This window comes from Janthinobacterium foliorum (genome assembly GCF_978021625.1).
In genome coordinates this window covers 1-13,562 of the sequence record NZ_CDXDQE010000028.1, presented here as the reverse complement: position 1 = coordinate 13,562, position 13,562 = coordinate 1, and the positions used below count along the sequence as shown (strand labels likewise).

The following is a 13,562-nucleotide window of genomic DNA, read 5'->3' as shown; positions in this document are numbered from 1 at the left end:
CGTGACCTACGGCAAATGGAACGATGCGGCCACGGCCTCGGTCAACGCGGCCAACAACGGCGGCCCGATCTACAACAACAATACCAGCGGCACGTCCTACGGCTTCCAGGTGGAAACCTGGTTCTAAACACCGGACCAAACCTGCTGCGCGGCGCGCTTTGCGGCCTGCGATGCTCACCGTGCTCTGGCACGGTTGCGCTTCTTAGCCACAAATCGCTGCCGCTCACGACGGTTTTGTCCGGCGTTTTACTACACAAGAAGCTGCATAAAAAAGGGCGGAACCGCGGTTCCGCCCTTTTTACGTTACGGCATCAGCAACGTTACGGCAGCGCCACCGGCAATTCCGGATACTCCTGCGTCAATGCGTACTTGGTGCCGCCCACGGTGACCGTGTAGTTGGCCGGTCCCGAGATGGGCAGGCGGTAGTTCAGGGTCAGCGCCACGGAGCCGCCTGGCGCCAGCGATTGCCAGGCGGGAATCGCAAAGCGGGCCCGGTTGTAGTTCTTCGTGAAGCCGCCGATATTGTTCGGCCCCGTGTAGCCGGCATTGATTACCGTCAAGCCGAAGCCGGACTGGTCGCTCATGTCCGACGGCGCCGACACGGGATAGTCGAACTCCACCACGGTACCGCCAGGCAGGGTCGACGCGGTGTTGTTTTTCACCGTCATCACCGGATTGATGGGGAAGTTGTTATCGCCCAGCTTCCAGCCACCGAGGGTGATGCTGATGTTGGCCGCCGTGCCCGGCATGGCGATTTCGGCGCGCTTGTTGCCATACGCGCCGGCCGTGCGGAAGGCCTGGTACAGCACGTCCGTCAGCGTGGTGCCCATGAAATACTCGCCCTTGCCGCCGTTGCGCGTGGCATCCCAGGCATAGTCGCCGGCCATTTCCCAGATCATCACGCCGCCGATATTGTTATTGACGATGTACTGGGCCTTGGCCGCGATCGACTGCGTGGTTTCCGTGGAAATGAACACTTTTTTGGTCGCATTCCACAGCCACGGCGCCACCATGGTGCTGCTGTAGTACGGCACATAGGTGCCCACCAGCGCCTTGTCCGTGACTTTGTACGCGTCCAGGTAGCTCGGCACGATGCCGTTCTGCAAGTTCAGCGCATGCCAGATGGGGTTGCCGCCGCCCGGCGTCGGTTTGCCCTGCGAGTCCAGGTCGAACCACACGTTGTCGATGCCGGTGGCGCCCGTGCCGCACGTCTTGGTGCCGGCGCACGTGACCGTGGAGCTGATCAACGGCGTCGTGCCCCACAGGCCGTTGGTGCCGCCCGTCACATCCTTCCAGCCCCGCGTGTAGAACGGCACGCCGATATTGATGCGCCCCGCCTGCATGGCGCCACGGTAGTAGCGGTACGCCCAGTCCGTGTTCAGGTAGCCGATGTTCTGGAACTGGTAGGCATTACCCGCGCGCAGCTCACCATCGTTGCCATCGTCAAACAGCGCCGCGTTCGGTCCCACGTACTGGTTCCACGCGCCGTGCAAGTCATACGACATCAGGCTGGCGTAATCGAGATATTTCAAGCCCGACATGTTTTCCTCGCCGCGCAAGACCCAGCCCGAAGCGGAGCCGGCAATGGTCAGCAAGTAATACTTGTTGTCCTGCACGGCCGCTTCGTCGAGCTTCTGGCGCAGCACTTTCAGCAGCACGTTATAGCTCGTCATCAATCCCGCCAGGCGCGGCTTCGAGACGGCGAAGTCGTTCGGATTGCCCGCTTCATTGTTGGTGGTCGGATGTTCGTAATCAACATCGACGCCATCGAAGAAGTTGTATTGGCGCACGAACGCCACCATGGAATCGGCCAGGGTGTTGATGCCGGCCGTGTTGATGCTGCCATCCGCGTTCGTCGTGGCCGTGTAGAAGCCACCGCTACCGGCCCAGCCGCCCACGGAAATCATCAGTTTCACGCCCGGATACTTCTTCTTGTATTGCGCCAGCAAATTGAAATGGCCCTTGTAGGGCAGCGACGGGTCCATGGCTGCCGCCGGCACGTTCGGCCAGGTCAGGCCCGTGTCCGGATTGGCCGCGCCGCTGCCGATGGCGATTTTCGAGGTGGCCGGATCGACGGTGGCAAACGCATAGTTCAGGTGGGTGATCTTGTCCCACGGCAGGTTGTTCACCAGGTAGGTGGGGCTGCCATCGACGCCCGTGCGCCAGCTGGCGAAATAGCCGACGATGCGCCGGTTCAAGCCATTGCCCAGCACTTCGCGGCCATTCGCATCGTAGACCTTGCAATACGGCACATTCGGCACGGCCGAGATCAAGCCGTCCGGACGGCAAGCCGTCGGCGTCGGCGTCGGCGTCGGCGTTGGCGGCGGCGTTGGCGTTGGCGTTGGCGTTGGCGTTGGCGTCGGTGTCGGGGTCGGCGTCGGCGTCGGGGTTGGCGTCGGCGTCGGCGTCGGCGTCGGGGTTGGTGTATCCGTCACCGCCCATGGACCCCACGTGTCGGTGGCGCTGGGGACATTGCCCTGCGTCCACCACTTGGCCTTGTAGCTGACGCCCTGGTAGACCACGCACTGGCCACCCGTGTAGACGGTGGCGGCGTCCCAGACGGCGCAAGCCTCGACGGTGGCGTGCAGGCTATTCGGCGTGGCGGTCGTGCCATCCTGGCCGCCGCCGCAAGCGACGAGCACGCCGCTGAGCAAGGCCATCAATAATGCATTCGATTTCATGTGGTGTCTGTCTCCGTAATGGTTGTACATCGAGAGCTTGTCGCAGGCCCCTCATGGGGCTCTTGTCAACTGTGATCCCTGGCTGGCTTGTACTGCTTCTACTGCTACTGCAACTTCACATTCCAGTTGGCTTCCACGCATTTCACGTAGTTCCCGGCCAGCAGGGCGCTGTACGGGGTTTGATAGCTGACCAGCTGGCATTGGTTCTCGCCACCCGCGCTCCAGTTCTTTTCCCAATAGATGTTGTAGGCTGCGGAACTGGCCGGGGTGAAGCGCTGCATGTTGGCGCACGACAATTGCTCGCCGGAATAGTTCCAGCCCATGTCCGCGGCAAACTGCTTGTAGTAATCGATGCGGTTTTGCGCGGCCTGCTTTTCCGTGCCCTGCCCGCACTCGGCATTGATGATCATGATGGTGGTGGCGAAGTTATTTCCCGCGCCGGCCGCCGTATCGGCCGCGTTCGGCACCCATGTGCCATCGAGCACGTGCAGCATCGACGGTTTCGGCGGTTGCGGATAGACAAAGAAGAACGTGGCCGAGGCCAGGTTCAGCCAGGTCGAGGCCACCAGGTCCGGATTTTTCAGCAGCACGGACTGGTCGCCGTCGTGCATGGCTTGCGAGAACGGGCCATAGTTGTAGTTGTAGGACAGCTGCTTGGCGCCGCGGCCAAAATACTTCTTGAAGCTGCCATCGGCATTCGTGCCGCAGGTCCACACCTTGTTGAAGACGGGGTCGGCGCACTCGATGTTGTAGCCGCAGCCGGCGCCCGTCTCGTCGCAGCCCAGCTCGCGCAGATACTTCAAGCCCTGGCGCCATTGCGGCAGCGGGCTGCTGGCGTTGTGGTCGCCCGTCTCCTGTCCGAAGTGGGCAAACATGGTCGACAGGCTGTGCCGGCAGATGGCGTCCGCATTGCGCCCGTCGCTGTAGTCGTCGCACACGGCGGGGAACTTGGCCACGGCCTGCAGGAAGCGCTGGTAAGTGTAGCTGGCGTCGCGCGCGGCAAAATAATAATCCCACTTGGCCGCCGGCATCAGGCGCTCCACGCGCTTGACGTTGAGCGGGTTGCCGGCCAATCCAGGCTGGACGGCCTCGACCTGCGCATTGGGCAAGGTGCGGATCGACGCTTTCACTTTACGGAAGAAATCGTTATTCGTCAGCGCCGCCTCGTTGGCCTCGGCCTGCGCCTTGGTGGGAACGCCAGGCGTGGGTGTCGGTGTCGGCGTCGGTGTCGGTGTCGGTGTCGGCGTAGGAGTGGGTGTCGGCGTGGCGGTATCGAGGCTCCACGGTCCCCACTGGTCGTTATTCGGTGCCGTGCCCTGCACCCACCACTTGGCGCGGTAGACCTTGCCGTCATACACGGCGCACTGGCCCGCCGTATAGGCAACGCTGGCGTTCCAGGCCGCGCAATTGTCTCCCGCGACGGTGGCGGCCAGCAAGGCCGAAGGGGGTTCGGTGGTGCTATTGCCGCCGCAAGCGAGCAGCGCGCTGCCCAGCAGGCCAGCCATCAAGGGCGTGGCCAGCCGGCTTATTTGCCGTATCTTCACAATGTCTCCTGAACGTTATACGAAAACTATCGGTGTAGCTTTTATGTTGTACGTAAAGAAAGCACAGCGAAGCGTCGGCTTTCTGCACAGAGAATGCGACGCCCAAAATTGGTAGTCAAGTGGTTTTATATAACGGTGTTTTTTACAATACCAGTGACCGCGGGCGGTCTGACCACGCCGTCAGAGGCGAAGAATGAGGGAAATGTAAAAAGAAGAAGACGCAGCCGCTTTCAGCAATACCGCGACGGCAGGCGCGCGGCAAGTGGTATTAGCACTGCCGCGCGTCATTTCATGCCGGTGGCGTTGCCGTGCGCTGGAATTGCGGATAATACAAGTCGTAAAACCAGCCGCAGGCGCTTTCGATCTGTGCCTGGATACGCGGTGGTATCGCATGCTGCCTGGGCGCGCTGATGGTGGCTTGCTGGCGGTGCGTGTATTTCATGCGGTAGTGGCTGTCGCTTTCCTGGATGCCCACTGCCAGCGCCTGCGGGTCGATCTGGAACGGCGCCAGGCCCAGCCATGCGTAAAGGTGCGACATGCATTCCACGGGACGGGCCATCAAGTCTTCGAAGCGCACGAAATACAGTTTCTGCTGTACCTCGATGGGCAGGTCCAGCACGGCATGCAGCGAGCTCAATGGAGCACCGATGGTGCGGTCCTTGGCAAACAGCATGTCCGCCCGCCCCAGGCGATCGAAGTCGGCCAGGTGATCGACGAAGTCGAGCAGGATGGTGCGCTGGTGCTGCGCTTCGATGGAGCCGTAGACTTGCCCCAGTTCGCGCACGCAAACGATGATTTTCGCTTCCGGCGCCAGTTGCAGCAGCATTTCCACGCAATGCAGCCAGGCACGATTCTTGTCGACCACGCCCTGCTTGCCGCAGTCCTGGTACCAGCCGCGCAAGAAACCCTGCATGGCCGTTTTCAGGTGGCCGTAGCTGGCGTCGAACGAGGTATCGAGCTGCGACAGAAAAAAAGCATCGTCGCTGACCATGCGCCGCATGCCCAGCAAGGCGTTGCACAAGGGGGAACTATTGCCTTCGCAATGCAGGTCGGGATGCTGCGCCAGCAACTGGCACAGCAGGGTGGAACCGGCGCGCGGCAGGCCGGCCACGCCGATGAAATTGGATGTCATGCGATGTCACTTTCTGTTCAGCGCTGCGCTTCTGAAGGAAAACAAGGATGGTGCGGCAATTATAAGAGCGCCGCGGCGCTATGGCGCAATAAAAAATGCCGCTTCGACACACGAAGCGGCACTCCGGCATCCCCGCGTGGAGACGCCGCCTGCGTTACTGGCTTTCCTGGGTGCTGTTGCCACCCGCTTCCATCGGCAGGCGCAAGCCGCTGTCGACCACGCTCAGGCGCAGGCCCGGCAAGACGTTGCTGACGACATTGCCCGCCAGTTGCACCACCGGTGCGCTGCCGCCCTGCTCCCCTTCGCCCGGTGCCGCCGGCTTGCCCGCCACCGCCTCGCCAGTCGCGACCATGTCGGCCTGCACCATATTGCCCTGCGATGGCGCCACGTTGACGGCCGCGATCACATTCGAAATGGCGCTGCGCAACGCCTCCGTCGGCTTGACTGTCAGCACGCCACCGACATAGTTCAAGCTGTAATTGACCGACGTCTGTCCCGAGGCCAATACGAGGTAATCGCTGGCCACCGAGCCCGTCGATGCCGTCGTGCCGAACACCAGATTGCCACCCAGTTCGCCCGCTACCGTATCGCCGCCCAGCAAGCCCGTGTAGACAACATTGAAATCGGGATTGGCGCGCCCCTGGTCTTTTTCCGCATTCTCGACTTTCACCGTCAAGACCGCCCTGGCAATATCGGCCGTGCTGGTCGCCGTCTGGTTGACCGTGTAATTGCCCGCATCGGCGCCCGTCAGGCGGATGCCGGCCACCGTGACCGTCTTGCCCGTGCCGGCATTCTTGTCGCTGAAGCTGGCGCCGTTTGTCACGACCGTCAGCTGGTCGTTGCCAATGCGGTTGTCGCTCAAGGTGACGCTGGCATTGGTGGTGGCATCGTACACGCGGTCGCCGCCCGAAGCGCGCACCACCAGGCTGGCTGGGGTGATATCGGCAGTGGCCGTCGCTTGCGTGCTGGCCAGCACATAATTCCCCGCATCCTGGCCACCGAGGCCCAGGCCGCTGATGGCCACCGTCTTGCCCGTCGCCGCATTCTTGTCGCTGAACACGCCGCTGACCGCGCCGCGGCTCAGGGCCAGGCTATCGCCCGCCACCATGCCGTCGAAGGTGGCGCCAGCCAGGTTCAGGCTGGCCTTCGTCGTGCCGTCGTACACTTTGCCAGCGGCAAGAATGCCCGAGACGCCGCTGATGGTTGCAGGCGTGATGCTCGCGGTCAGTCCCGCCGGATCAGTCACCGTGTAATTGGCGGCCAATCCCGTGCCATCGACCAAGGTCGTGCCGCTGACCGTGACCGCCTTGCCATTGCCCGCATTCTTGTCGCCGAAGCTGGCGTGCTGTCCCGAGATGCCCAGCGTTTCCGCCCCCACCAGGCCGTCCAGCACGCCACCGGACAGGCTGGCCACGGTATTGCCGTCATATACCTTGCTGCCCGCCACCTGCCCGCTCAAGGTCAATGCCTTGGCCGTGATATCGGCCGTGGTGCTGGCTACCGTGCTGTTCAATACATAATTGCCGGCGTCCGCGCCGTTCAGGGACAGGCCCGTAATGCTCACCTGCTTGCCGGCGCCCGCATTCTTGTCACTGAAAGTGCCGCTGGCGCTGGCAAGACCCAGGCTGTCGCCCTGCAACAAGCCGCTGAAGCTGGCGGCCGACGTGTCCAGCGTGGCAGTGCTGCTGCCGTCATACACCTTGTTGCCTGCGGTAATGCCGCCGACGCTGCCGATCACCGCCTGGGCGATATCGGCTGTGAGGCCGGTGGGATTGCTGATCGTATAGTTACTCGCCAGGCCGCCGTTGGCGCCGTCGACCAGGGCCGCGCCGCTGGCAGTGACGGCCTTGCCTCCGCCGGCGTTCTTGTCCGCAAAGACGGCGGACAGGCCCGTCACGCCCAGGGTTTCCGCGCCCACCAGGCCACTCAAGGCACCGCCCGACAAGGCGGCCGCCGTCGTCCCATCGTAGACCTTGTTATTCGCCGCCATGCCGGTGATGCTCAGGGCTTTCGGCGTGATATCGCCCGTGGCGCTGCCCGTGGTGGCCAGCAAGTTGTAATTGCCGGCGTCTGCGCCGCTTAGCACGATGCCAGTGATGCTGACGGCCTTGCCATTGCCTACGTTCTTATCGCTGAAGACGGCGCTTTCCGCGCTGGCGGACAGGCTGTCGCCGGCCACGATGCCGTTGAAGATGGCGCCCTGCGCCTGCAGCGTGGCGCTGGCGCTGCCGTCATATACCTTGCTGTCGGCCAGCAAGTTGCTCACCGTGCTGATATTCGCCTTGCCGATATTTGCCGTCGCGCTGGCCGAGCTGCTGGCCAGCTCGTAGTTGCCCGCATCCGCGCCGCCCAGGACGATGCCGGTGATGTTGACCGTCTTGCCATTGGCCGCGTTCTTGTCGCTGAAACTGCCGCTGGCGCCCGCCACCGTCAGGTTGTCGTTGCCGATCTTGCCGCCAAATGCCGCGCCGGACGCATCGAGCGTGGCCGACGTGAGGCCGTCATACACCTTGTTGCCCGCCGTGATGCCCGACACGCCGCTGATGCTGGCCTTGGCGATATTCGCCGTCGCCGTGGCGCTGGTGCCTGCATCGGCCAAGGTATAGTTGCCTGCATCCGCGCCGCCCAGGGCGATGCCGGTGATGTTGACCGTCTTGCCATTGGCCGCGTTCTTGTCGCTGAAGCTGCCGCTGGCGCCCGTCACCGTCAGGCTGTCGCCGCCCACCATGCCGCCGAACGATGCCGCCGCCGTATCCAGGCTGGCGCTGGTGCCGCCGTCATACACCTTGTTGCCTGCCGTAATGCCCGACACGCCGCTGATGCCGGCCTTGGCGATATTCGCCGTCGCCGTGGCGCTGGTGCCTGCATCGGCCAAGGTATAGTTGCCCGCATCCGCGCCGCCCAGAGCGATGCCGGTGATCTTGACCGTCTTGCCAATGGCCGCGTTCTTGTCGCTGAAGCTGCCGCTGGCGCCCGTCACCGTCAGGTTGTCGTTGCCGATCTTGCCAGCAAATGCCGCGCCGGACGCATCGAGCGTGGCCGATGTCAGGCCGTCGTACACCTTGTTGCCCGCCGTGATGCCGGACACGCCGCTGATGCTGGCTTTGGCGATATTCGCCGTCGCCGTGGCCGTCATGTCCGCCAGGGTGTAGTTGCCTGCATCCGCGCCGCCCAGGGCGATGCCGGTGATGTTGACCGTCTTGCCATTGGCCGCGTTCTTGTCGCTGAAGCTGCCGCTGGCGCCCGCCACCGTCAGGTTGTCGTTGCCGATCTTGCCGCCAAATGCCGCGCCGGACGCATCGAGCGTGGCCGACGTCAGGCCGTCGTACACCTTGTTGCCCGCCGTAATGCCGGACACGCCGCTGATGCCGGCCTTGGCGATATTCGCCGTCGCCGTGGCGCTGGTGCCTGCATCGGCCAGAATGTAGTTGCCCGCATCCGCGCCGCCCAGGGCGATGCCGGTGATGTTGACCGTCTTGCCATTGGCCGCGTTCTTGTCGCTGAAGCTGCCGCTGGCGCCCGTCACCGTCAGGCTGTCGCCGCCCACCATGCCGCCGAACGATGCCGCCGCCGTATCCAGGCTGGCGCTGGTGCCGCCGTCATACACCTTGTTGCCTGCCGTAATGCCCGACACGCCGCTGATGCCGGCCTTGCCGATATTCGCCGTCGCCGTCGCCGTCATGTCCGCCAGGGTATAGTTGCCCGCATCCGCGCCGCCCAGGGCGATGCCGGTGATGTTGACCGTCTTGCCATTGGCCGCGTTCTTGTCGCTGAAACTGCCGCTGGCGCCCGCCACCGTCAGGTTGTCGTTGCCGATCTTGCCGCCAAATGCCGCGCCGGACGCATCGAGCGTGGCCGACGTCAGGCCGTCGTACACCTTGTTGCCCGCCGTGATGCCGGACACGCCGCTGATGCTGGCCTTGGCGATATTCGCCGTCGCCGTGGCGCTGGTGCCTGCATCGGCCAGAATGTAGTTGCCCGCATCCGCGCCGCCCAGGGCGATGCCGGTGATGTTGACCGTCTTGCCATTGGCCGCGTTCTTGTCGCTGAAGCTGCCGCTGGCGCCCGTCACCGTCAGGCTGTCGCCGCCCACCATGCCGCCGAACGATGCCGCCGCCGTATCCAGGCTGGCGCTGGTGCCGCCGTCATACACCTTGTTGCCTGCCGCGATACCCGACACGCCGCTGATGCTGGCCTTGGCTATATTTGCCGTCAGGTTGCCAGGACTGCTGACGGTATAATTGCTGGCCAGGCCGCCGTTGCCGCCATCGGCCAGGGTGGCGCCGCTCACGGTCACCACCTTGTTCGTGCCGGCGTTCTTGTCGGCGAAGGTTCCCGCCAGGCCGGACAGGCCCAGGGTTTCGCCATTGACCAGGCCATTCAACGTGCCCCCGGAAAGGCTGGCGTTCAACGTGCCGTCGTACACGCGATTGCCGGCGCTGACGCCCGTGATGGTCAGGGCCTTGGCCGTGATGTCGGCATGCACGCTGGCCGTGCTGGCGTCGAGGACATAGTTGCCCGCATCGGCGCCCCCCAGCGACAGCCCGCTGATGCCGACCACCTTGCCCGTCCCCGCATTCTTGTCGTTGAAGGCCGCCGTGCCGGCCACGGTCAGCACATCATTGCCGAACTTGCCCGTGAGCACAACTCCTGACGTGTCGAGTGTCGTCGCCGTCAAGCCGTCATAGATCTTGCTGCCTGCCAGCAAACCGCTGACACTGATGGTGGCCGGCGTGATGTCGCCAGTAACGCCCGCCAGCGCCGCCAGAGTGTAGTTGCCGGCGGCGCTGCCGCCCAGGGTAGCCGTGGCATTCACGGCGATACCATTGCCGACATTCTTGCTGGTGTAGCTGCCCAGCAAGGTGGCGAGATTGACATTGGCCAGGTCGCCGGCCAGCACGCCAGCCAGGCTGCCGCCGCTGAGCACGGCGTTCATGGTGCCGTCATATACCTTGCTGCCCGCCGTGGCGCCGTTCAGGCTGATCTGTTTCGGCGTAATCACCAGGCCGCCATCGATATAGCTGATCGCATAGCCGGACTGACCGCCCGAAGAATACAGGCCACTGGCCGACACGCCGTACATGCCCGCGTTCACGGCGCCTGTGGCATTGCCCGCATACACAGGCGTGCCCAGCAGGCTGGCGCCTGCCACCGTATTCGAGTAGGTGACGCTGTTGCTGCCACCCGCATAGGCGATGCCGTCATAGACCTTGCTGTCGTAGGAAACGCGCACGGCGACCTGTTTCATGAACGAGCGCAGGAAAGGTCCGCTCTGGCCATCGTAGACCACCCACATCTGCGCCAGTTCCCAGCCGGCACCCGTGTAATTCGACAGGTTCTTCAGCAGCGCCGGCGTCATGCCCGTGCCACCCGCGCTGGTCGACTGGCCGCTGGCCACCGTGTCCCAGTAGCTGCCCGTGACGCTGGCTCCATTCGTCCCCACCAGGCCGCCCACGCTGCTGGAACCGCTCACGCTGCCATTCGCATAGCTGGTAGCGACGCTGCCGTTATTGCTGCCGACGAGGCCGCCGACAATGCTGCCGCCGCTGACGGTGCCGCTGGCATAGCTGTTCACGACCATGCCCGTGTTGCTGCCCACCAGGCCGCCGCCCGTGGCGGTGCTCGTCACGCCGGTGGTGGCAAAGCTGCCGCTGATGGTGCCCGCATTGCTGCCGGCCAGGGCGCCCACGTTGGTGCCGCCCGTCACGCTGCCGCCGGACAAGCCCACGTTCGCGATCGTTCCGGCAGCGCCAACGGCGCCGAACAGGCCCACGTCCGTCACGCCGGACTTGGCGATATTCAGGTTCGAAATGATATGGCCCGTGCCATCGAGGCTGCCGATGAAGGGCGAGGCGGTGCTGCCAACGGGGATGAAGCCGGCCGTGCCCCAGATATCCTTGCCTGCGGCCGCAGTGGCGGCAGCGTCGAAGCTGCTGCCCAGGGTGTAGCTGGCCGATTTATTCATCGCCATCAATTGCAGCTGGTGCACCGAATTGATGGTGGCCGACCACTCGGAGGCCAGCATCGGCCGCGTGCCGGTGCTGCCATTGAGCGTGCCCTCGGCGCTGATCGCGGCCCAGTTATTGCCGGTGGCGCCGCCTGTAGTAGTGAAATTAAAACCCACATAATTACTCGATACCAGCATCTGCGCCGTGCTCAGCCCTTGCGCATTCGAGGTGGCGCCATTGAAGCTTTGGCCAACGCCATTCAAGCTGGCATTGACCGTGCTGTCAAAGTAGGCATGGTTGATGGAACCGCTGTTATGCTCGCCGACGATGGCGCCCACGCTGGCGCCCCCGCCCGTCACCTTGCCGGTGGCATAAACATTGGTGATGGTGCCGCCCACGTTATAGCCGACGACGCCGCCTGCCAGCGAGGTGGTCTGCACATCGCCCGTCGCATAGCTGTTGTTCAAGGTGCCGCGCAACAGCCCCACGAGGCCGCCGACATAGCCGCCGGTGGAAGTCACCTTGCCTGTCGCATAGCTATTGCTGATGGTGGCGCTGGCGCTGTTATTGGTTCCCACCAGGCCGCCGGCGCTGCCCGTGCCGTTCATCGCGCCTGTCGCATAGCTGTTGCTGATCGTGGCATTATTGAAACTGACCAGGCCGCCGCCATAGTTGCCGCCTGCGTTAACGGTGCCCGTGGCATAGCTATCGCTGATCGTGCCCGAATTGGTGACCACCAGCCCTGCCGCGACATAGCGCGTGGAACTGGTGATGGCGGAACTGGAACTGCTCTTGATCAAGCCGCCCGCGGCGTTGAGGCCGACGAAGCCGCCTGCAGCGCCGTAGCCGCCCGGTCCGGGATCACCGGCGGAGACCACCGTGCCGGAAACGCGGCTATTGCTGATCGTTCCTGCATTCATGCCCACCAGGCCACCCAGGTTGACGTAGCCGGAGCCACTCACGGCGCCGCTGCTATACACGTTATCGATCTTGCCATTGTTGGCGGCGGCCAGTGCGCCGACGCCGGCGTAGCTGCTGCCATACGTCGCCGCCGAGCCCGCAATGTTGACATTGCTCAAACCCAGATTGCGCACGGCACCCGCAGTGCCGATATTGCCGAACAAGCCGACGGGCACGTCAGGGCGGCTGATCGTCAATCCCATCATTTCATGGCCCAGGCCATCAAACGTGCCGGTGAATGGCGCCGCATCACTGCCGATGGGCACAAACCCCTTGCCGCCATCCCAGCCGGCCGTGGCGCTGGCGTCGATATTACTGCCCAGCACATAATTGCCGGACAAATTACCCTGCATGCCCTGCACATCGCTGCCGCTGGTGCTGTTGAAGGCACCCAGGCTGTTGATGACCTGGTACACAGTCACGCTGCCATTGCTGCCCAGCTTGGTACTGAAGTTGTTGCCCGATGGCAGGTCGACTTCCGCCTTGACGTTGTACGTGGACAGATTGCCGGCCGCGACCCCGCTCTGGCCATATTCGAGCGCCAGGCTGGCCGTGCCCGCGCCGCGCATGGCCTTGTTGATGTTGATATTGTTCTGTGCCGTCAGGGTCAGCTTGTTGGCCGTCCAGTTGATGGTGTCGTTGACATTGATATTGCCCTGCGTGCCGCCCGCGCCGGAAACGCTCTGGATTTGCACATTGCCCGATTTCAAGGAGTTGCTCAGGAAAGTGCCTGTCATGTCGCCGCCGGACACGGCGATGTTGAAGTCGGTCGGATCGATCAGCCAGGTGCCGGACAAGCCCTTGCTCGATGCCGTCGTCACCTTCAGACCATCGTCGATCTTCACGTGCGCCGCCGACGTGTCGATGAAGCCGCCATTGCCGCCCGCAGGCGCGCTGGCGTCCAGCGTGCCTGCCGCGTTCACCGTGCCGCTTTGCATGTCGCCCAGCAGCTTGATCGTGCCGCCGCGCGTGTCGATCGTGTGCGCCTCGATCACGCCCGTGTTGTTGACCACGGTTTTCAGGAGGTCGCCGGCCGCCTGTGCCGTGAGGACCACGCTGCCGCCATCAGCCTGGATCAGGCCGCCATTGTTCACCAGCGCGCCCACGGCGCCTGCATTGATCGCCACGTTCAGCAAGCCGTCGCCCGCCACGTCCAGGGTGATGGCGCGCCCCGCCGCCAGCGCTACCGAACCCAGGCGCGCCTGGATCGTGCCCTCGTTCGACACGTTCGCGCCCAGCAAGGCCACGTAGCCGCCCGGCGCGCTGATGCTGCCCTGGTTCAAGACCTTGCCCGTGC

At 63.9% G+C, this 13,562-nt stretch carries 4 protein-coding genes; all 4 read right to left on the bottom strand.

The genetic code is table 11. From position 1 onward, the window contains the following. Positions 1-320: 320 nt before the first annotated feature. A complete protein-coding gene (locus ACZ92H_RS29130; protein WP_465051942.1) occupies positions 321-2,681 on the bottom strand; it encodes a chitinase C-terminal domain-containing protein in 2,361 nt (786 codons plus the stop codon). A 104-nt stretch (positions 2,682-2,785) separates the two neighbouring features. Then, positions 2,786-4,225 carry a glycoside hydrolase family 19 protein gene (locus tag ACZ92H_RS29125; protein WP_465051943.1) on the bottom strand — a complete coding sequence of 480 codons (1,440 nt, stop codon included), beginning with the start codon at positions 4,223-4,225 and terminating at the stop codon, positions 2,786-2,788. A gap of 289 nt (positions 4,226-4,514) precedes the next feature. Then, positions 4,515-5,357 (bottom strand): sulfotransferase family protein, encoded by an 843-nt coding sequence (locus tag ACZ92H_RS29120; RefSeq protein ID WP_131378318.1) that lies wholly within the window; start codon positions 5,355-5,357, stop codon positions 4,515-4,517. A gap of 154 nt (positions 5,358-5,511) precedes the next feature. Then, positions 5,512-13,548, bottom strand: a complete 8,037-nt coding sequence (locus ACZ92H_RS29115) for a YDG domain-containing protein (protein WP_465051944.1) — start codon at positions 13,546-13,548, stop codon at positions 5,512-5,514. Between the last annotated feature and the right edge of the window lie 14 nt (positions 13,549-13,562).

Bases quoted from the DNA above. Each gene is read 5' to 3' on its own strand.
- ACZ92H_RS29120 (WP_131378318.1), bottom strand. From the start codon at position 5,357: ATGACATCCAATTTCATCGGCGTGGCCGGCCTGCCGCGCGCCGGTTCC.
- ACZ92H_RS29130 (WP_465051942.1), bottom strand. From the start codon at position 2,681: ATGAAATCGAATGCATTATTGATGGCCTTGCTCAGCGGCGTGCTCGTC.